This is a genomic window from Sphingobium sp. TomTYG46, assembly GCF_055396345.1.
This window is the reverse complement of sequence record NZ_AP027324.1, coordinates 761,374-781,137: the sequence shown is the minus strand read 5'-3', so window position 1 is coordinate 781,137 and position 19,764 is coordinate 761,374. Positions and strand designations below refer to the sequence as shown.

Here is a 19,764-nt window from a genome sequence, read left to right as displayed (position 1 = left end):
CGCTTTTACGATGATCCTTTGTTCTTCTCTATCCTTCCGGCCGCTTCATGGTCGGTTCTTACAAATTAACCTGCAATTTTCGAGAAATCAGCGACGGCGTGAACCGCGTCCCGCACGCGCGTGAGCAGCGCCAGGCGCGCGAGGCGCTTGTCCGGGTCGCTGTCATTCACAGTCACCTTGTCGAAGAAGGCGTCGATCGGCGCGCGCAGGCTGGCGAGCGCGCCCATGGCACCTTCGAAATCCTCGGCCTGCACGGCGGCGCTTGCACGCGGTTCGGCGGCATCGAGAGCGGCGATCAGCTCGGCTTCTGCGGATTCGGGGGTGTAGGTCAATGGTGTCACCCCAGCGGAAGCTGGGGTCTCAGCTTCGCTCGAACCGCCTGAGATGCCAGCTTCCGCTGGCATGACGGAGCGAGTGGGTTCTTCCTTCTTCAGGATGTTGGCGGCGCGCTTGTATCCGGCGAGAAGGTTGGTGCCGTCATCTGTGGCGATGAAGGATTGGAGCGCTTTCACGCGGGCCAGCAGGCGGACGAGATCGTCCTCGCCACCGAGCGCGAACACGGCGTCAATCAGGTCGTGACGGACGCCCGCTTCCTTTTGCTGGACCTTGAGGCGGTCGGCGAAAAATGAAAGAAGTGAAACTGGCGCGGCTGCGAGAGTTCGCACCACAACCATAAACTCTTCGTTCTGCTCGCCGGGGAGAATACGTTCGTCCTCAAAGATCATCTTCAACAGCGGTTGCGCTTGGTCTTCACCTAACGCGCCGTCCATCACCGCTTTAACACCCCCACCGAAGCGTCGCGCCAATGCATTACCAAACGACCGAGATGTCTCTCTAACTGTAAGATTAAATACCGGCAGCAAATTCAGTCTAAGGCCACAAGCCTCTAGTAGCTGCAACGATGCTAGAGCCGCGCGCCTCAGAGCGAAGGGATCTTTCGACCCAGTGGGTGGCTCGCCAATACCAAAAAAACAAGCGAGAGTATCCAGCTTATCCGCCAGCGAAACCGCCACCGTCACCGGCGCGGTCGGCACGTCATCACCCTGCCCGACCGGCTTGTAATGGTCGCGGATGGCGTCGGCGACGGCGTCGTCCAGACCTTCGGCGCGAGCATAATAGCCACCCATGATGCCTTGGAGTTCGGGGAACTCGCCGACCATCTCCGTGACGAGGTCGGCTTTGGCAAGGCGGGCAGCCTGTTCGGCCATGTCGGCCAATTGAGCAACCGTTGGCGCCTGCCCACCCCCGACCCCTCCCGCTTGCGGGAGGGGAGAAGAATTGACGATGCCTTGTTCTACCAGCCAGCGGGCTAGCTTGGCGACGCGGTCTACCTTGTCGGCGACTGTACCTAGCTTTTCGTGGAAGGTGATACGTTCCAGCTTCTTTGCGTGGTCCTCAAGCTTCGTCTTGCGGTCCTGTTCCCAGAAGAAGCGGGCGTCGGAGAGGCGCGCGACGAGGACCTTGCGGTTGCCTGCAATGATTGCTTCGCCGCCGTCCTTCGCCTCGATATTGGCGGTGCAGATGAAGGCAGGCGCGAGCTTGCCCGCACTGTCACGCAGAACGAAATATTTCTGGTTTATTCGGAGAGTTAGCTGGATGACCTCAGGCGGAACCTCAAGAAAAGCCGGGTCGAAATCACCTAGTAGCGGCACCGGCCATTCTGTCAGCCCGGCATTCTCTGCGATGAGGCCCTTGTCCTCGATCACGGTATAGCCCTTCGCGGCGGCGGCTTCGTTGGCCTTTGCCTCGATGATCGACTGGCGTTCCTGATGGCTGACGATCACATGGCAGGCGCGCAGTTTTTCGACATAGTCGTGCGGGCCGCCGATGGTGATTTCGCCGGGATGGTGAAAGCGGTGGCCAAGCGTGGCGTAGCCAGACCGCGTACCTTCGATCTCGATATCGACAAGATCTTCACCGAGGATGGCGATGATGCCCTGCAACGGGCGGACCCAGCGGAGGCTTTCGGTCGTCTGTGAGGCTGTACCCCAGCGCATGGACTTGGGCCAGGGGAAGGCGCGGATGACGGCGGGGACGGCTTGCCCCAGCACTTCAGCGGTGGCTCGGCCGGGCTTGTTGACGGTGGCGAACCAGACGCCGTCGCGGTCTTCAAGCTGGTCCTGTGTCAGGCCGGTCTTGCGGAGGAAGCCTTCCAGCGCCTGCGCCGGGGCGCTGGTGCGCGGGCCTTTGAACTCCTCGCTGACGGCGGCGGTTTGCAGCGGCAGGTTGCGGGCGATCAGGGCCAGACGGCGGGGCGTGACGAAGCTGTCGATGTTCTCAGGCTTCAGTCCAGCCTTGCCCAGTTCCTCGGTGAAGAGGCGGGCCAGGTCTTCGGATGCCTTGAGCTGCATCCGGGCTGGGATTTCTTCGCAGCGGAGTTCGAGGAGGAAATCGGTCATGCGAGGATTCTTTCAGCGTGCTCCTGCGAAGGCAGGAGCCCAAGGTTTAAGGCGCGGCGCGTGGGGCTCTGGGCTCCTGCCTTCGCAGGAGCACGGGTTACTGCCCTTCGCGCTATCACGCGGCCCACCCGTTTACTTCCATCCACTTTTCGCAGGAGCCTTTCGCAAGCTCGCGGACGCGGCCGATGTAGCTGGCGCGTTCCTGGACGGAGATGACGCCGCGCGCCTGGAGCAGGTTGAAGACATGGCTTGCCTTGATCGCCTGATCATAGGCGGCGAGCGGCACGCCTGCCTCTAGCGAGGCCTTGCACTCGGCTTCGGCATCCTTGAACCAGCGGAACAGCTTATCCGTGTCGGCGATCTCGAAATTCCATTTCGACATCTGCTGCTCATTGGCGAGGAAGACGTCGCCATAGGTGACGCCCGCGTCGTTGAACTTCAGGTCGTAGACGCTATCGACGCCCTGGATATACATGGCGAGGCGTTCGAGGCCGTAAGTCAGCTCGCCAGCGACCGGCTTGCAATCGAAGCCGCCCATCTGCTGGAAGTAAGTGAACTGGGTGACTTCCATGCCGTCGCACCAAACTTCCCAGCCAAGGCCCCAAGCGCCGAGCGTTGGGCTTTCCCAGTCATCCTCGACGAAGCGGATGTCGTGGATCAGCGGGTCGATGCCGATTTCGACCAGTGACCCCAGATACAGCTCCTGAAGGTTCGCCGGGGATGGCTTCATGATCACCTGATATTGGTAATAATGCTGAAGCCGGTTGGGGTTTTCGCCATAGCGGCCGTCGGTCGGGCGGCGGCTGGGCTGCACATAGGCGGCATTCCAGGCATCCGGGCCAAGGCTGCGCAAGGTGGTGGCAGGGTGGAACGTGCCCGCGCCGACTTCCATGTCATAGGGTTGCAGGATGACGCAGCCTTGGCGGCCCCAATAAGCGTGCAGGGTCAGGATCAGGTCCTGAAAGGAGAGCGGCTTGCCTGTCGCCACGGACGGTCCCTTGCGAAAATGACGGTTTGATCGCGCGCGCCTTGGCGCAGGAGGGCTTTTGGGTCAAGGAAAAGCGGGCTTGAAGGCGGTTAATCCGCTTGCCCAAACGCCGCCTGCCCCGCATGGATATGGCGAAACTCTTCGCAATGGATCGATAGCCGGTATGAAATGGTCGCTTTCGCGCTTGATGGTTGCAGGCTTGCTGCTGCTAAGTGGCTGCACTCAGGAACAACAGGCCGCCGCTCGGCCGCCAGCGGCGAAGACCGCTTATGTGACGCCCGCCCTGTGGCAGGTGAAGGATGAGGATACCACCATCTACCTGTTCGGCACGGTCCATGTGCTGAAACCCGGGACCGAATGGTTCAAAGGCAGGATCAGGCAGGCATTCGACGCGTCAGACGAGCTGGTGCTGGAGATTGTGGAGCCGGAAGATCCACAGGCGATGGCGGCGACCATGGCGCATACGGCGCTGGCGCGTGACGGGGTGAAGCTTTCGCATCGTCTGAATGCCGACATGCGGGGCAAATATCAGGCGGCGATGGCGGCGAACGGCTTGCCATGGCAGATGTTCGAGCCGTTCAATCCCTGGATGGCTGGCATGGCGCTGGCGGTGAAGCCACTGGAAAAACTGGGATATCAAGCGGACCTTGGCGCGGAGAAGACACTGACGGCGGCGGCGAAGGCTGCAGGCAAGAAGATAGGCGCGCTGGAGACGGTGGAGCAGCAACTGGGTTATTTCGCCGGACTACCGATGGACAGCCAGGTGAAGTTCCTGAACGCCACCGTGGAGGGCCTGCCGGACATGGACAAGGAGTTCTCCAGCCTGATCGCGCACTGGCAGGAGGGCGATCCGGACAAGCTGGCCGCTGAAATGAACGAATCGCTCGATGCGACGCCGGAACTGGCTCAGATATTGCTGATTCAGCGGAATATGAATTGGGCCAAGTGGATCAAGGACGGGCTGGCGCGACCCGGAACGGTGTTCATCGCCGTTGGCGCGGGGCATCTGGCAGGCAAGGGCAGCGTGCAGGAGCAGTTGAGGGAAATGAACGTCGCATCGGCCAGGGTCGCCGAGTGAGCTTGCTGCGATGGCTGGGCGTGTGCGCGCTGCTGATGATCGCGGCGTGCGGGCCGGAGCCGGTTTCTCCTCCGAAAGGCGGCGGGCCTGCCCTGTGGCGAGTGCAGGGGCATGGGGTCGATGGATGGCTGTTCGGGACGATCCATGTGCTGCCCAACGGGGTCGGCTGGCGAACAGAGAATATCCAGCAGGCGATGGACGCTTCGGATCAGTTGGTGCTCGAATCCGCGGAAATTCAGGACCAGATACGAACGAGGGCGCTGTTCGAGAAGATGGGCCGCAGCCCCGACCTCCCCACGCTCGAAGTCCGTGTGCCTGCGGACAAGCGGGATGAGCTTCGGCGGATTGCTGGCGAGGGAGGCGCCAATATGCAGCTTCTGTCCGGATATGAAAGCTGGGCAGCCGCAATGCTGCTTTCAGCGGCGGCGCAGCAATCGCTGCACCTGAGCGCCAACGCGGGTGTCGAGCCGGTCCTGATCGCCGCGTTTCAGGAAGCGGGCAAGCCAATTGGCGGACTGGAGACAGTCGCGCGACAGTTCGGCGCCTTTGACACCTTGCCCGAGGCCTCCCAGCGGCAGCTGCTGACCCAAACTGTGGCGGAGGCCAAGGGGATGAAGGCGCTGTATGAGCGCATTCTTCATGCCTGGCTGAAGGGTGACATGGCCGCGATTGCGCGGGAGGATCAGGGTGGAGAACAGCCCGACCCGGTGGTCGAAAAGGCGGTGTTGATTGCCCGCAATCGGTACTGGAGCGCGGCTATCACGAAGTTGAAGGGGCGCCCCTTCATCGCGGTGGGCACGGGGCATCTTACCGGGCGGGACAATCTTGTCGGCTTGCTTCAGGCGCGCGGCTACAAGGTGACGCGGGTGCAATAGCGCCGCGCCCTTGCCTTTGCCCGCCTTTCTGCTACAGGGCCGCCTTCCCGTGATGGTCATCCCTGGAGGCGTTACGGGAAGTTTTGACATATCAGCTTTTGGAGACACGCAATGAGCGAGCAGCTTACGCTGTCGGCAGAGGCACGCGATCGGGCAGGCAAGGGAGCCTCCCGCGCTCTCCGCCGTGAGGGCCGCGTACCCGCCGTCATCTATGGTAACAATGAAGAACCGCAGTCGATCCACGTCGAGGAAAAGCTCCTCAACAAGCTGCTCGGCACCGGCCACTTCTTCAACTCGGTCGTCATGGTCGAGGTTGGCGGCAAGCAGGTTCGTACCCTGCCCAAGGACGTCGCCTTCCATCCCGTGAGCGATCGCCCGCTGCACGCCGACTTCCTGCGCGTTTCGGAACATGCCACCGTCCACGTCAACGTGCCGGTTCGCTTCGACAATGAAGATGCATCGCCCGGCCTGAAGAAGGGCGGCGTGCTCAACATCGTCGCGCATGAGATCGAACTGATCGTCGATGCGGCCGAAATCCCCGACGACGTCGTTGTTGACCTGACGGGTCTCGACGTGGGCGAATCGATCCACATCGGCTCGGTGAAGCTGCCCAAGGGCGCGAAGGCTGCGCATGATGAGACCGACTTCACCGTCGCGACCATCGTTGCTCCTTCTGCCATGAAGAGCGCCGAGGGCGACAACGAAACTCCGGCGGAAGGCGAATAAGCCTTTCACCCAGGCTTACCGATTACCGGTTTGCTCACCCCCGTTCGGGCTGAGCTTGTCAAGGCCCGCCTCTTTTCTTGGAATAGGAAGAGAGGTCCTTCGGCAGGTTCAGGCGAACGGGGGTTCGCTTTGTTTGGAGACGTGGGATGCAGATCTGGGTCGGGCTGGGCAATCCGGGCACCCAATATGCGATGCACCGGCATAATGTCGGCTTCATGGCGGCCGACGTCATCGCCGACATGCACCGCTTCTCCCCGCCCAAAAAGCAGTTCCAGGGGTGGGTGCAGGAAGGCCGCATTGGACCTGAGAAGATCATCCTTCTGAAGCCCGCCACCTTCATGAACGAAAGCGGCCGGTCAGTCGGGGACGCGATGCGTTTCTACAAGCTGGCGCCGGAGGACGTGACGGTCTTTCATGACGAACTGGACCTTGCACCGCTGAAGGTAAAGGTGAAGCGCGGCGGCGGCAACGCGGGCCATAATGGCCTGCGATCGACGGATGCGCATATTGGCCCGGACTTCCGGCGGGTGCGTATTGGAATTGGGCATCCGGGGCACAAGGACCGGGTGCATGGCTATGTGCTTGGCAATTATCACAAGAGTGAGATGGATGCGCTCGCCGACATGCTTGGCGCGATCGGCGCGGAAGCCGAATGGCTGGCCAAGGGCGACGACGCGCGCTTCATGAATGAGGTTGCGCTTCGACTGGCGGACTGATCCGTAGGCACGCGCTAATAGGTGAAAGTCCGTTCCGCCGCCCTGTCCGTGCGGTGAAATCAGGGGAATGGATTGCGCAGTGCAGCATTGCCGGGCCATAGAAGACGCCTGCTCCACTTCCCAAAGGGATACAGGTGATACTGACCGTCTCGACTAAGCCTTTCGATGACCAGAAGCCGGGCACATCCGGCCTGCGCAAAAAGGTGCGCGTCTTTCAACAGCCGCATTATGCCGCCAACTTCGTGCAGTCGGTGTTCGACAGCCTGACCGGATTTGTAGGACAGACCTTGGTAGTCGGCGGCGACGGCCGGTATCTCAACCGCGAAGTCATCCAGATCGTGCTCAAGATGGCCGCGGCAAATGGATTTGGCCGGGTGCTGGTCGGTCAAGGCGGCATATTGTCGACCCCTGCGGCATCGCATCTGATCCGATCGTCAGGCGCGTTCGGCGGTCTGGTTCTGTCGGCCAGCCATAATCCCGGAGGCCCGGACGAGGATTTCGGTATCAAATATAATGTGAGCAATGGAGGCCCCGCGCCGGAGAAAGTGACGAACGCTATCCACGCCCGCACGCTCAAGATCGACAGCTATCGCATCGTCGGTGCGGACGACATCGACATCGACACCATCGGCACGATCCAGCTTGACGGAATGACGGTCGAGGTGGTCGATCCCGTTGCCGCTTATGCCGAACTGATGGAGCAATTGTTCGACTTTTCAGCCATCCGGGAGATGATCGCCCTAGGCTTCACCCTCTCCTTCGACGCGATGAGCGCGGTCACCGGCCCATATGCCACAGAGATTTTCGAGCGGCGTTTGGGGGCGCCATCGGGAACCGTGCGCAACGGCATTCCCCTGCCCGACTTTGGTCATCATCATCCCGACCCAAACCTCGTCCACGCAAAGGAATTGTACGACCGGATGATGGGCGAAAGCGCGCCCGATTTCGGCGCTGCGTCGGACGGCGATGGCGATCGCAACCTGATCATCGGCCGCAATTGCTATGTGACGCCATCGGACTCGCTCGCGGTACTGGCGGCCAACGCGCATCTCGCGCCCGGCTATGCGAAGGGCCTCAAGGGCATCGCGCGGTCGATGCCCACCAGCGGCGCTGCGGATCGGGTCGCGGAAAAGCTGGGCATTCCGCTTTACGAGACGCCGACCGGATGGAAATTCTTCGGCAACCTGCTCGACGCGGGCATGGCGACGATCTGCGGCGAGGAAAGCGCGGGAACCGGCTCTGATCACGTCCGTGAGAAGGACGGCATTTGGGCCGTACTGCTGTGGCTCAACATCCTGGCGGCCCGCAGGCAAAGCGTGACGGAGATTATGCAGGCGCATTGGGCTATTTACGGCCGCAACTATTATGCGCGCCATGACTATGAAGCCATCGCCAAGGACCGAGCCGATGCGCTGATGTTGGCATTGCGGGACAAACTATTCACTCTGCCCGGCACCTCCAATAGCGGCGGCACGGTGAAGAGCGCGGATGATTTCGCCTATACTGATCCTACCGACCAATCCGTCAGTCACAATCAGGGCATCCGCATCCTGTTCGAGGATGGTTCGCGCATCGTTTTTCGTCTCTCCGGCACCGGCACCGAAGGCGCTACCTTGCGCGTCTATATTGAACGCTACGTAGATCGTGACGGCAACCTTGGCATGGGAACCGCCGACGCCCTCGCGCCGCTGGTCCGAGCCGCGCAAGAAATCGCGGATATTGCCGGATTTACCAGCATGGACCGGCCGAGCGTGATCACCTGACAGACATAAAAAGTTATCCGAGGGACATGGGACGGCAAGAGCGAAAGACTAGGGACGCGCCATGTTTCGCTCCCGCACTATCGCTCGTTCTTTCCGCGCATTTTTAGGCGTCTGCACCCTCCTGACTGGCGCTGCTACGCATGCCACTACAGCCGAAGATGAGCAGGTCTGGCTCAACCTGACGGCCATGGGGCCGGTCAGCGGCGGCCTCATCTATTTCGCCGAGATCCAGCCTCGGTTCGGCAAAGGCGCCTCACGGGCCGACCAGACTCTCCTGCGTGGCGCGGTGGGTTGGAAGCTGTCGCCTCAGCTGTCCGTCTATCAGGGCTATTTGCATATCGTCCTGCCCTCGCAAGGCGGGCGCGATGTCAATGAAGAGCGTAGTTTTCAGCAGATCAGCTGGACGATTGCCAAGCCGTGGGACGGCGAACTTTCGTCCCGCACGCGGCTGGAGCAGCGCTGGCGTTCTGACGGCAGCGGCATGGGATGGCGGCTGCGGGAGATGCTCCGTTATGAAAAACCGCTGAAGCCCGGCAGCCAGGCCGTCAACGCGCTGGTCTATGCGGAGGGGTTTGCCGCGATCAACAGCACGGATTGGGGACAGAGAGCGGGCTTCGACCAGTTGCGGAGCTTTGTCGGCGCGGAGGTCAAGCTGATGGCCAAGTCCACGGCCGAGATTGGCTACCTCAATCAGATCATCAACCAGCGGGGCGGTAACGAGCGCATGAACCATGTTGCCTCAGTCACGCTGTTCTTCCGACGCTGAGCACAGGCTGGCCTTCGGACGCGGAACAGGCTATCGGCCCGGCCATCATTTTGACGTGAAGGCAGTTCCATGGGTTTTCGTTGCGGTATCGTCGGGCTTCCCAATGTGGGCAAGTCCACCCTGTTCAATGCGCTGACCGAAACGCAGGCGGCGCAGGCGGCGAACTACCCCTTCTGCACGATCGAGCCCAATGAGGGCCGCGTCGCCGTGCCCGACGACCGGCTTCAGACCATCGCCAAGATTGGCGGCAGCGCCAAGATCATCGAAACGCAGCTGTCCTTCGTCGATATTGCGGGTCTGGTGCGCGGTGCTTCCAAGGGCGAAGGGCTTGGCAACCAGTTCCTTGCCAATATCCGCGAGACGGACGCCATCGTCCACGTGCTGCGCTGCTTCGAAGATGGCGACATCACCCATGTCGAGGGCAAGGTCGATCCTATCGCGGACGCGGAGACCGTCGAGACTGAGTTGATGCTGGCGGACCTGGAAAGCCTGGAAAAGCGCGTGCCGAACTTCGCCAAGAAGGCGGCGCAGGGCGACAAGGAAGCAAAGGTGGCGGCGTCCGTCCTGGGCAAAGCGCTGGACCTGCTGCGCGACGGCAAGCCCGCGCGGCTGACGCAGCCCGCCGACGACGAGGAAGCCCGCATTTTCCAACAGGCCCAGCTGCTGACCGCCAAGCCTGTCCTCTATGTCTGCAATGTCGAGGAAGAGGCGGCGGCCGAGGGCAATGCCCACTCCGCCCGCGTTTTCGAGAAGGCGGCGGCAGAGGGCGCAAAGGCAGTGATCGTATCGGCCGCGATCGAAGCCGAGCTGATCACCATGCCGGTCGAAGAGCGCGCCGAATATCTGGAAGCTCTGGGCCTGACCGAAGCAGGCCTCGCCCGCATCATACGGGCGGGTTATGAATTGCTGGGGCTCATCACCTTCTTCACCGTTGGTCCGAAGGAAGCACGCGCCTGGACCGTGACCAAGGGGTCGAAAGCGCCCCAGGCGGCCGGCGCAATCCATACCGATTTTGAAAAGGGCTTCATCCGCGCCGAAACCATGGCCTATGCCGACTATGTCCAGTTCAATGGCGAAGCCGGTGCCAAGGAAGCGGGGAAGTGGCGATCCGAAGGCAAGGATTATGTGACGCAGGACGGCGATATCATGCTGTTCCGCTTCAACGTCTGACGTCGTGACGCTGCGGCCCGGCCAGATCCCGGCCCAGCGCAAGGCCGCTTTTCCGCCTAGTGTCGATGAGCGCACGACACTGCTGATTCTCGGCAGCCTTCCGGGTGATGCCTCGATCAGGCAGGGCGAATATTATGCCCATCGCGGCAACGCTTTCTGGTCGCTAATGGGGGATGTGCTGGGGGAGGATTTGCGCGCCCTGCCCTATGCCATGCGGCTGAAGCATTTGCGTGCGCGAGGCGTTGGTTTGTGGGATGTGATCGAGAGCGCAGATCGGGAAGGCAGCCTCGACAGCGCGATCCGTGGCGCGGAACTTCGGGATTTAGGCGCCTTTATCGCGCGCCTGCCTGCGCTGCGGGCGATTGCCTTCAACGGCAAGACGGCGTCGGTGCATGGCCGCCGACAGATCGGCGCCGACACGGGACTGTCCTTAATCGACCTGCCATCCAGCAGTGGCGCTAACGCCATGCTATCCCGCGACAAGAAGGCAGAGCTATGGCGGACGCTGCGCCAATGGATCGCGTCACCCTAACATTGACGTAAACGTAAGGCTCACTTAGATCGTCTGCAACATGAGAGGTGCTGGATCATGAGCGAGATTGTCTATTTCGAAGATGTGGAAGTCGGCAGCAAACTGGAGTTCGGTTCAATCACCGTCAGCCGGGACGAGATCATCGCCTTCGCCACTGAATTTGACGCCCAGCCCTTTCACCTTTCAGACGAAGCTGCGGCAGAAACGCATTTTGGTAGCCTGTCGGCCAGCGGATGGCACACCACTGCTCTGTTCATGAAGATGTTCGTCGCGAAAATGCAGGCTGGCGGACATCAGGATGCAAGCCTGGGTGCCATGGGCATCGATGAACTGCGCTGGCTGCAACCGGTCAGGCCCGGCGACACGCTGCGGGGCGCATCAGAAGTCGTGGAAAAGAAGGCCTCGCGAAGCAGGCCGGAGATGGGCATCATCAAGAGCAAGGTGACCATCTTCAATCAGCATAACGAACCAGTTATGACGCTGATGCCGATCACGATGTTTCGCACGCGTCCGATCTGAACGGATCGGTAGCCTATCTGTCGCGCTTTGGCGGCAGCGGCTGGTTGGCTAGGGCATCCGCAGCCATTAGGCGGATCTGACTGGCTGACGAGTTCGACAGTTGAACGAGGTGCAGGCCGGGCGGCAGATCGAACCAGACGATCTTCGCAATGCCCGAACATGCGGCGCCATGACCATGGGCGGAAGACGCGACTGCGCTGTGGCCGGTGACAATATCGACCCAGGCGGGGCCGGACAGGCCTATGCCCACCCGTGCAGGCGCCTTGATCGCCAGGCTGAATAGGCCGCCATAGCTTTTAGGCTGCCGACGCGCCGGTTTCACAGCATATTGGACCTGCGCTGAAGGACGCAAGGTTGCGACGATGGGCTTGCCGAGGATCAGCCGGGGCGCGGAAGCTGCTTCGCCCGCCGCTGTCTCCGTGCCGCTCTGGTTCCAGCTAGTCCATGGCTCGGGGGGAAGCGGCGCATTGCGGCATGGGTCACCGCCGTGCGTTGCGGCAAGGGCGGGCGCGGACAGGCTCAAGGCAGCCAAACAGGCGATCATGCGCATGATCATTTCCTCCCGAACAGCTTCTCGATGTCGCCATGACCCAGCTTCACCCATGTCGGACGGCCGTGGTTGCACTGGCCGCTGCGTGGCGTGATTTCCATCTCCCGCAGCAGCGCGTTCATTTCCGTGACGCTCAGCATACGACCGGCGCGTACCGATCCGTGGCATGCCATCGTCGCCGCGACCAGATCGAGCCGCTCCTTCAAGGACAGAGCATCGTCATAGGCAGCCAGATCATCGGCGAGGTCGGTGACGAGCCCCTGCACGTCGCCCTGCCCCAGCATTGCGGGAACCGCGCGCACGAGCATGGCGGAGGGACCGAACCGCTCCAGTTCCAGGCCGAAGTCGCGCAACTCATCGATACGCGTTTCGAGGCGGTCGCAAGCAGGCTCGTCCAGTTCGACCACCTCGGGCAGTAGCAGCGCCTGCGCAGCGACGCCCTGCCCCTCCATCGCGCGGCGCATCCGTTCAAGCGTCAGGCGTTCATGCGCGGCGTGCTGGTCGACGATCACAAGCCCGTCCTCAGCCTCTGCGACAATATAGGTGCGCGCCACCTGCCCACGCGCCACGCCAAGCGGGAAGCTGGTTCCTTCCGGCGGAGGGGCAGCAGCGGGTTCCGCGCGCGCTTGCGGCGGGGGAGCGAAGAAGGAAGGGCGGCGATCGGCGAATGCGGCGGCGGGGGACGTGTAGGATGCTGAGGCAGCTTCGAAGATGGGGAGCGCATTGATGGGGGTGGGCGACACAGGCTCTGCCCGCCAGGCGGAAAGGCTCGCCGGGTCGGCCTGCTGCACGGATCGGAACCCTTCCGCATCGAGTGCCCGCCGTACACCCGAAACGATCATGCCGCGGATCATCGCCGGGTCGCGGAAGCGGACCTCGGTTTTTGCCGGATGGACATTCACGTCCACCTCCAGCGGGGGAACGTCGAGGAACAGGGCGACCACGGGATGCCTGTCGCGCGCCAGCATGTCGGCATAAGCACCGCGCACCGCTCCTATCAGCAGGCGATCACGCACCGGGCGGCCGTTCACGAAGAGGAACTGATGATCGCCCACACCGCGATTATAGGTCGGGAGCGAGGCAACGCCTGACAAGCGAACGCCTTCCCGGTCTAGCGAGACGATCACATGATTCTCGGCAAGCGCTCGGTCCGTGAGCACGGCCACCCGATCTTCCCGCGCTTCTCCTGCCTGCACGGCCACGACCCGGCGGCCGTCATGCTCCATAGTGAAGGCAACAGACGGATGGGCCATTGCCAGGCGGCGGACGATATCGAGGCAGGCGGCATATTCCGCCTTGGCTGACCGGAGGAATTTGCGCCGGGCGGGCACCCTCGCGAAAAGCTGCTCCACCGCCACGCGGGTGCCCGGCGGCAGGGCGGCGGGACCTTCGGACAGCAGCGCGCCATTATCGACAGTGCGATTCCAGCCGTCCTGTCCCTTAGGGCGACTGTCGATGGAAAGCCGGGCAACGCTGGCGATGGATGGCAGTGCTTCACCGCGAAAGCCTAATGTCGATACATTTTCGATCGCATCGTCGGGCAGTTTCGAGGTCGCATGTCGCTCCAGCGCCAGCGCGATCTCGTCAGGCGCCATGCCGCAGCCATCGTCGCTGACCTCTATCCGGTCGAGCCCGCCACCGCCTAACCGTATGAAAATGCGGCTTGCCCCGGCATCCAGAGCGTTTTCAACAATTTCCTTGAGCGCGCTGGCGGGTCTTTCGACCACTTCACCGGCAGCGATACGGTTGACCAGATGTTCGGGCAGGCGGCGTATTGACATTGATTAGTGACTAGCCCAAGCGAGCGCTTTCCGCGAGCCGTTGCCCCCGAAAATTTTACCTCCCGACAGAGGATGATGACAGGGACGCCGGAACGTGGCAGGGACCTCCGAACGCCCCGGTTCGCGTCGCCGGGATAGGCGGGCTGAACAGGAACAGGCATGTCGATCTTTTCGCGACTTTTCAAACTCTCCTCCCAGGATATGGCTATCGATCTCGGCACGGCGAACACCGTCGTCTATGTGCGGGGCCGCGGGATCGTATTGAATGAGCCATCAGTCGTGGCGGTGGAGACACTGAACGGCGTGAAACGGGTCAAGGCCGTGGGCGACGACGCCAAGTTGATGATGGGCAAGACGCCTGATTCGATCGAGGCGATCCGGCCACTGCGTGATGGCGTGATCGCCGACATCGATGTCGCTGAACAGATGATCAAGCACTTCATCACGAAGGTGCATGGCGGCAAGTCGCGCCCCTGGCGCTTCCCTGAGATCGTGATCTGCGTTCCTTCCGGCTCGACCAGCGTCGAGCGCCGCGCGATTCGCGATGCGGCGAGCAATGCGGGCGCGAGCCAAGTTTTCCTGATCGAGGAACCGATGGCCGCCGCGATCGGCGCCGACATGCCAGTGACCGAACCAATCGGTTCGATGGTCGTGGACATTGGCGGCGGCACCACCGAAGTCGCGGTGCTTTCGCTGCGCGGCCTCGCCTATACCACCTCGGTACGCGTCGGCGGTGACAAGATGGACGAAGCCATCGTTTCATTCGTGCGCCGTCACCACAATCTGTTGATCGGTGAAGCCACCGCCGAGCGCATCAAGAAGCAGTTCGGCGTGGCTCAGCCCCCCGAAGACGGCGTGGGCGAAACCATTCACATCAAGGGTCGCGACCTCGTCAACGGCGTGCCCAAGGAAATCTCGATCAATCAGGGGCAGATCGCGGACGCGCTGGCGGAACCGATCAGCACCATCGTTGAGGGTGTCCGGATCGCTCTGGAAAATACCGCGCCGGAGCTGGCGGCGGACATTGTCGATCAGGGCATCGTTCTGACTGGCGGCGGCGCGCTGCTGAAGGGTCTGGACGATGAACTGCGTGACGAAACCGGCTTGCCCGTCACGATCGCCGAAGATCCGCTGACCTGCGTTGCTATCGGCACCGGCCGCGCGATGGAGGACCCGATCTTCCGAGGCGTGCTGCAGACCGCTTAAGGTCAGGGGGACCACAGCATGGCGCGGCCATCCAGCCGACGTCCCGGCCATAACCGCAAGGCGCAGTACAGCCTGTTTGCCAGCTATGTTGTGGCGGTGACGGGTGCGGCTGCTGGCTTGCTGCTGGTCGCCGTGGCAATTTTCGATCCCACAGGGTTCGCGGCGATCCGTATGGCTACGGCGGAAATCTCCCGCCCCGCGTCGCTCGGCCTGCGCAACATGGTAAGCGGGGCAAGTTCGCTGGACGATGTGCTGACCGCCTATTGGCGTGCCGGATCACAGAATATCGCCTTGCGCCATCAGGTGGATGCGGATCGCAACCGCATCATCGAGGCGAAGGCGATCGCGCAGGAAAATCTGCGCCTCAAGAAATTGTTGAAACTGGTCGATGAAGATCAGAGCGATCTGCTCACGGCACGGCTGATATCCTCCTCCTCCTCCAGCGCTCGCCGTTTCGCCCGCCTGAACGCCGGCCGGTGGCAAGGCGTCCGTCCCGGCATGCCCGTGCGTGCATCCGAGGGCCTGGTGGGGCGCATCCACAGCGTGACGCCCAACACGGCTGACGTGCTGCTGCTGACCGATAGCAGCAACATCGTGCCGGTTCGCCGCGCTACGGACAGCGTGGCAGCCATCTCAACCGGGCTGGGAGATGGAACCGTCGAAATCCGTTCGCTAGCGGCGGGCCGAAATCCGTTCAGCCCCGGCGACATCCTCGTCACATCAGGTGTCGGTGGTATATATCAACCCAATATTCCGGTTGCGGTTGTCGTGCGCATAGCGGGCGAGATCGCCTACGGTGTGCCGCTCGCCAATCCGGCGAAGGTAGATGCGGTGGTAGTCGAACGCTCTTTTGAAGAGGTCGTGACGCGCGGTAGCCCGACTATGCCTGAAGCCGCCCCAGCAGAAACGGCGGCAAACGCCAGCGCGCCATGATCGACCCGCACCTCCAGCATGTTCCCAAGCTGGGCCGCACCCCGTCCAATTTTCGGCTGACAGGGACGCCAGTCATCACGGTCATGCTCGGGTCGTCCATCACGGTTCTGCCGGTAATCGCACAAGCGCCGGTCATGCCGCCCTTCGGCCTGCTGCTATTGCTGTCATGGCGATTGCTGCGACCAGAGTTGTGGCGCGTCTGGATCGGCGTTCCGCTCGGCCTGTTCGACGACATCATGAGTGGGCAGCCGATCGGCTCAGCAATGTTCCTGTGGACCATGATGTTGATCAGCATCGACGCGGTTGAACATCGCATGGTGTGGCGCAGCTATCGGCAAGACTGGCTAATCGCGGCGGCAGCCATTATCTTCTGCATCGCCGGGGGCCTGTTCTTTGCGCGGATTACCGGCGGAGGAAACATCAAGCTGGAACTGGTCGCGCCACAAATGCTCTGGACGATCCTGCTCTTCCCCTTCGTGGTGCGGCAATGCGCCCGGATCGATCGCTGGCGCGTGATGGCATGAAGCTGCCCAAGCTCAAGCGTAAGACCGTTAACGAAGCATCCTTGTCCTTCACCTTCACTCGACGGGCGATGGTGGTAGGCGGGTTGCAGGCGGGAATAGGCGCCATGCTGATCGGCCGCATGGGTTGGATCAGCGTCGCTGAAAACGAAAAATATAATCTCCTCTCTGAAAGCAATCGGGTCAACCTGACTCTGATTCCGCCGCGTCGTGGCTGGATATTGGACCGGAACGGCCGCGCGCTGGCCAATAACCGGACGGACTTTCGCGTCGACCTGATCCCCGAACGCGTGACCGATCCGGAAGGCACGATCCGCAGCCTGACGCAGCTTCTGTCGCTACCGCCCGATGAGGTGGAGCGCATCCAGACGGAACTGGAAAAGGCACCCGGCTTCCGCCCTGTGCAGGTGGCCGAAAAGCTCACCTATGATCAGTTCGCGGCGGTCAGCGTTCGTCTGCCCGACCTGCCGGGTGTTGCGCCCAGCCAGGGCTTTTCGCGTTACTATCCCGCCGGTGCGACCGTGGGTCATCTGCTGGGCTATGTAGGCGCGGCCTCGGCGAAGGATTTTGAGGAACGCAGGGACCCGCTGCTGATCACGCCGGGCTTCAAGGTGGGTAAGGACGGGCTTGAAAAATCTTTCGACAGGGAACTGACGGGGAAGCCCGGCGCGAAGCGGGTCGAAGTTACGGCGCGCGGCAAGATCGTACGGGAATTGACCACCCGGCCCGACACACCAGGCCAGTCCATTAAATTGACGATCGATGCGGGGTTGCAGGAATATGCCGGACGGCGGCTCGCCACGCAGAGTGGGTCGGTCGTGGTCATCGATTGCCAGAATGGTGACGTGCTGGCCATGGCTTCCATGCCCAGTTTCGATCCCAACAGCTTTTCCGACGGTATCAGCCATCTGGAATGGCAGATGCTGTCCAGCGACGATCATATCCCTCTTCGCAACAAGACGTTGCAAGGCCTGTATCCGCCCGGCTCGACGGTAAAGCCGATGGTCGCGCTCGCCCTTCTGGAGGCGGGCATCTCTCCTGCCGACCGTGTGAACTGCCCCGGCGCGATCAGAGTGGGGAACACGTTGTTCCACTGTCACAAGAAGCGCGGACATGGGGCGCTCGACATGCGGGGCGCCATCGCGCAAAGCTGCGACATATATTTCTACCAAATGGCCCAGCGGATCGGGATGGACCGCATTGCCAGCATGGCGCATCGCGTCGGCATGGGTCAGAAATTTTCCCTGCCCTTCCCCAGCCAGAGCTATGGCACGGTGCCCGACCCGGCATGGAAACTCAAGAAATATGGGCAGAAGTGGCAGGTCTATGACACCGTGAATGCTACGATCGGCCAGGGCTATATGCTCATCAATCCGCTCCAGATGGCGGTCATGGCGGCACGTCTGGCGACCGGCCGTCAGTTGATGCCCAATTTCATCCATGGCGCTCATAGGCCGGAACCGGCCCCCGTCGGCGTTGCGGAGCAACATCTTGTCACTATCCGTGATGCCATGAGCGCCGTCGTCAATGGTGGCGGCACCGGCGGCGCGGCGCGGATGAGCATTCCCGGCGTCCTCATGGCAGGAAAGACCGGTACAGCACAGGTCCGGCGCATCACCATGTCAGAGCGCGCGGGCGGGGTGCGCGGCAACGCTTCCCTACCCTTCAAGCTACGCGATCACGCCCTGTTCCAGGGCTTCGCGCCGTTCGACAATCCCCGCTACGCGATCGCGTGCATCCTCGAACATGGCGGCCATACCAACAGGGTAGAGGACGCGCCGATGATCGCCAGCGACACCATGTCTTTCCTTTTTGACCAGGCGAAGGCGATAGAAAAGCTGGAGACGCTAGAAAAAGGCTGGGGTGGCCCGCCTGCCGAGCGGATGGCCCGGCAGATGGCCGCGTTCCGCCTCGCCAAGGCGATCGAAAAGGGCGAGGCGCCGCCAGAGGCCGCCAATGCCGCCCAGGCGACGAATGCCACCAACACGGCCACCCCGGCGTCGCCATCGCCCGCTGCAGAAGATGATGCTCCGCCGCCGCCCGGCCGCGGCACGGTGGCCGACTGATGGGCATTATCCCTCAACCGCTGACGGAATTCCCTTGGCGCGTACTTGCGATCCTGATCGCCATCGCAGGGTTTGGCACGCTCGTGCTCTACAGCGCGGCGGGCGGCAGCATCACGCCGTGGGCGATCAACCAAGGCGTGCGGTTCATCATCTTTTCGGTGATGGCCTTCACCATCAGCCGGGTGCCGCTGGAGCTTTTCGCGCGCTTCGCCTTTCCGGCCTATGGGGCCATTCTAATCTCGCTGGTGCTTGTCGAACTGATCGGCGGCGTTGCGGGCGGCAGTCAGCGATGGATCAACCTTGGCTTCATGCAGTTGCAGCCATCGGAGTTCATGAAGCCGATCATCGTTCTAGCCGTAGCGCGCTTTTATGCTTTGCTCCCGGTAGGCGAAATCCGCCGCTGGACGGCGATATGGCCCGCACTCGTCCTAATTGGGGTGCCATGGGCGTTGGTTCTAGTACAACCGGACCTGGGGACAGCGACAATGATCGCGGCGGGCGGCGTGACAGTCATGTTCCTGGCTGGATTGCCGCTGCGCCTGTTCGTGGGATCGGGCCTGGTGATGGCTGCGATCATCCCGATCGCGTTCAGTTTCCTGCACGACTATCAGCAAAAGCGCGTGCTCATCTTCATGGACCCGGAAAGCGATCCGCTGGGCGCGGGCTACCATATCAGCCAGTCAAAGATCGCGATCGGGTCGGGCGGCATCTGGGGCAAAGGCTTCCTGAAGGGCACCCAGAGCCACCTAGACTATCTTCCCGAGGGGCATACCGACTTCGTCTTCGCCACCATGGCGGAGGAATGGGGTCTCGTCGGCGGGATATTCCTGATCGGCGCGTTCCTGCTGCTCTTCCGGTGGGGCATCGGCGTATCACTGCGCGCGAACGACAAATATGCCCGGCTGGTCGCGGCGGGCCTGACCACGACAATCTTTTTCTATGTCGCGATCAACCTCATGATGGTGATGGGCCTGGCACCTGTCGTCGGCATTCCCCTGCCCTTCATGTCCTATGGCGGATCGTCCATGTTGACCGTCATGCTCTGCATCGGGATCATCATGGCCATTGACCGGTCTGGCCGACGGGGCGGGAGACGGCCCGGAAATTGGGGCTAAAAGTAGCCACGATGCAAAATTTTCCGCACTGCGGTGATTTACTGTTTGCAAAGCCGGAGG

At 62.0% G+C, this 19,764-nt stretch carries 18 protein-coding genes; 14 read left to right on the top strand and 4 right to left on the bottom strand.

What is annotated here, in order from left to right; translation table 11 throughout:
• Positions 1–65: 65 nt before the first annotated feature.
• Positions 66–2,399, bottom strand: a complete 2,334-nt coding sequence (gene glyS / locus ACZ5YV_RS04065; protein ID WP_464788690.1) for a glycine--tRNA ligase subunit beta — start codon at positions 2,397–2,399, stop codon at positions 66–68.
• 115 nt (positions 2,400–2,514) lie between these two features.
• Positions 2,515–3,387: a glycine--tRNA ligase subunit alpha gene (locus ACZ5YV_RS04060; protein ID WP_464788689.1), complete on the bottom strand. Its 873-nt coding sequence runs from the start codon at positions 3,385–3,387 to the stop codon at positions 2,515–2,517.
• A 163-nt stretch (positions 3,388–3,550) separates the two neighbouring features.
• Between ACZ5YV_RS04060 and ACZ5YV_RS04055 the strand changes: the two genes are divergently transcribed.
• From ACZ5YV_RS04055 to ACZ5YV_RS04015, 9 genes are all read left to right on the top strand, one after another.
• Positions 3,551–4,465 (top strand): TraB/GumN family protein, encoded by a 915-nt coding sequence (locus ACZ5YV_RS04055; protein ID WP_464789140.1) that lies wholly within the window; start codon positions 3,551–3,553, stop codon positions 4,463–4,465.
• A gap of 35 nt (positions 4,466–4,500) precedes the next feature.
• Positions 4,501–5,340, top strand: coding sequence for a TraB/GumN family protein (locus ACZ5YV_RS04050; protein WP_464789139.1), 840 nt, complete (start codon positions 4,501–4,503; stop codon positions 5,338–5,340).
• A 111-nt stretch (positions 5,341–5,451) separates the two neighbouring features.
• Positions 5,452–6,066 (top strand): 50S ribosomal protein L25/general stress protein Ctc, encoded by a 615-nt coding sequence (locus tag ACZ5YV_RS04045; RefSeq protein ID WP_464788688.1) that lies wholly within the window; start codon positions 5,452–5,454, stop codon positions 6,064–6,066.
• Positions 6,067–6,212: 146 nt separating this feature from the next.
• On the top strand, positions 6,213–6,782 hold the full coding sequence (gene pth, locus ACZ5YV_RS04040; RefSeq protein WP_464788687.1) for an aminoacyl-tRNA hydrolase: 570 nt from the start codon (positions 6,213–6,215) through the stop codon (positions 6,780–6,782).
• 134 nt (positions 6,783–6,916) lie between these two features.
• Complete coding sequence (locus ACZ5YV_RS04035; RefSeq protein ID WP_464788686.1) at positions 6,917–8,545, top strand: alpha-D-glucose phosphate-specific phosphoglucomutase; 1,629 nt, start codon at positions 6,917–6,919, stop codon at positions 8,543–8,545.
• Positions 8,546–8,606: 61 nt separating this feature from the next.
• A complete protein-coding gene (locus ACZ5YV_RS04030) occupies positions 8,607–9,311 on the top strand; it encodes a DUF2490 domain-containing protein (RefSeq protein ID WP_464788685.1) in 705 nt (234 codons plus the stop codon).
• Positions 9,312–9,380: 69 nt separating this feature from the next.
• On the top strand, positions 9,381–10,481 hold the full coding sequence (gene ychF, locus ACZ5YV_RS04025; protein ID WP_464779446.1) for a redox-regulated ATPase YchF: 1,101 nt from the start codon (positions 9,381–9,383) through the stop codon (positions 10,479–10,481).
• Positions 10,482–10,485: 4 nt separating this feature from the next.
• Entirely contained in the window at positions 10,486–11,013 is a 528-nt protein-coding gene (locus tag ACZ5YV_RS04020) for a DNA-deoxyinosine glycosylase (protein ID WP_464788684.1), read from the top strand.
• Between the two features lie 57 nt (positions 11,014–11,070).
• Positions 11,071–11,532 (top strand): MaoC family dehydratase, encoded by a 462-nt coding sequence (locus tag ACZ5YV_RS04015; RefSeq protein ID WP_464788683.1) that lies wholly within the window; start codon positions 11,071–11,073, stop codon positions 11,530–11,532.
• 13 nt (positions 11,533–11,545) lie between these two features.
• Here the strand turns inward: ACZ5YV_RS04015 and ACZ5YV_RS04010 are convergent, their stop codons facing one another.
• Positions 11,546–12,082 (bottom strand): hypothetical protein, encoded by a 537-nt coding sequence (locus ACZ5YV_RS04010; protein ID WP_464788682.1) that lies wholly within the window; start codon positions 12,080–12,082, stop codon positions 11,546–11,548.
• A gap of 2 nt (positions 12,083–12,084) precedes the next feature.
• Entirely contained in the window at positions 12,085–13,863 is a 1,779-nt protein-coding gene (gene mutL, locus ACZ5YV_RS04005) for a DNA mismatch repair endonuclease MutL (protein WP_464788681.1), read from the bottom strand.
• Positions 13,864–14,022: 159 nt separating this feature from the next.
• On the opposite strand from mutL, the gene ACZ5YV_RS04000 reads away from it, so the two are divergent.
• From ACZ5YV_RS04000 to rodA, 5 genes are read left to right on the top strand one after another with little or no spacing between them, the layout of a single operon-like run.
• Positions 14,023–15,069, top strand: a complete 1,047-nt coding sequence (locus ACZ5YV_RS04000) for a rod shape-determining protein (RefSeq protein ID WP_007685698.1) — start codon at positions 14,023–14,025, stop codon at positions 15,067–15,069.
• Positions 15,070–15,087: 18 nt separating this feature from the next.
• A complete protein-coding gene (mreC, locus tag ACZ5YV_RS03995) occupies positions 15,088–16,002 on the top strand; it encodes a rod shape-determining protein MreC (RefSeq protein ID WP_464788680.1) in 915 nt (304 codons plus the stop codon).
• A complete protein-coding gene (mreD, locus tag ACZ5YV_RS03990; protein WP_464788679.1) occupies positions 15,999–16,526 on the top strand; it encodes a rod shape-determining protein MreD in 528 nt (175 codons plus the stop codon). The genes mreC and mreD overlap by 4 nt, the downstream gene beginning before the upstream one ends.
• Positions 16,523–18,589, top strand: coding sequence for a penicillin-binding protein 2 (mrdA, locus tag ACZ5YV_RS03985; protein ID WP_464788678.1), 2,067 nt, complete (start codon positions 16,523–16,525; stop codon positions 18,587–18,589). The genes mreD and mrdA overlap by 4 nt, the downstream gene beginning before the upstream one ends.
• The gene (gene rodA / locus ACZ5YV_RS03980; protein WP_464788677.1) at positions 18,589–19,704 is read left to right on the top strand and encodes a rod shape-determining protein RodA; all 1,116 of its coding nucleotides are present in this window, start codon (positions 18,589–18,591) and stop codon (positions 19,702–19,704) included. Before mrdA ends, rodA begins: the two co-directional genes overlap by 1 nt.
• Positions 19,705–19,764: the final 60 nt, after the last annotated feature.

What these genes read in the sequence shown, in the direction of transcription:
- glyS (WP_464788690.1), bottom strand. Translation starts at nt 2,399, where the DNA reads ATGACCGATTTCCTCCTCGAACTCCGCTGCGAAGAAATCCCAGCCCGG.
- ACZ5YV_RS04055 (WP_464789140.1), top strand. Translation starts at nt 3,551, where the DNA reads ATGAAATGGTCGCTTTCGCGCTTGATGGTTGCAGGCTTGCTGCTGCTA.
- ACZ5YV_RS04050 (WP_464789139.1), top strand. Translation starts at nt 4,501, where the DNA reads ATGATCGCGGCGTGCGGGCCGGAGCCGGTTTCTCCTCCGAAAGGCGGC.
- ACZ5YV_RS04045 (WP_464788688.1), top strand. Translation starts at nt 5,452, where the DNA reads ATGAGCGAGCAGCTTACGCTGTCGGCAGAGGCACGCGATCGGGCAGGC.
- pth (WP_464788687.1), top strand. Translation starts at nt 6,213, where the DNA reads ATGCAGATCTGGGTCGGGCTGGGCAATCCGGGCACCCAATATGCGATG.
- ACZ5YV_RS04030 (WP_464788685.1), top strand. Translation starts at nt 8,607, where the DNA reads ATGTTTCGCTCCCGCACTATCGCTCGTTCTTTCCGCGCATTTTTAGGC.
- ychF (WP_464779446.1), top strand. Translation starts at nt 9,381, where the DNA reads ATGGGTTTTCGTTGCGGTATCGTCGGGCTTCCCAATGTGGGCAAGTCC.
- ACZ5YV_RS04015 (WP_464788683.1), top strand. Translation starts at nt 11,071, where the DNA reads ATGAGCGAGATTGTCTATTTCGAAGATGTGGAAGTCGGCAGCAAACTG.
- ACZ5YV_RS04010 (WP_464788682.1), bottom strand. Translation starts at nt 12,082, where the DNA reads ATGCGCATGATCGCCTGTTTGGCTGCCTTGAGCCTGTCCGCGCCCGCC.
- mutL (WP_464788681.1), bottom strand. Translation starts at nt 13,863, where the DNA reads ATGTCAATACGCCGCCTGCCCGAACATCTGGTCAACCGTATCGCTGCC.
- ACZ5YV_RS04000 (WP_007685698.1), top strand. Translation starts at nt 14,023, where the DNA reads ATGTCGATCTTTTCGCGACTTTTCAAACTCTCCTCCCAGGATATGGCT.
- mreC (WP_464788680.1), top strand. Translation starts at nt 15,088, where the DNA reads ATGGCGCGGCCATCCAGCCGACGTCCCGGCCATAACCGCAAGGCGCAG.
- mreD (WP_464788679.1), top strand. Translation starts at nt 15,999, where the DNA reads ATGATCGACCCGCACCTCCAGCATGTTCCCAAGCTGGGCCGCACCCCG.
- mrdA (WP_464788678.1), top strand. Translation starts at nt 16,523, where the DNA reads ATGAAGCTGCCCAAGCTCAAGCGTAAGACCGTTAACGAAGCATCCTTG.
- rodA (WP_464788677.1), top strand. Translation starts at nt 18,589, where the DNA reads ATGGGCATTATCCCTCAACCGCTGACGGAATTCCCTTGGCGCGTACTT.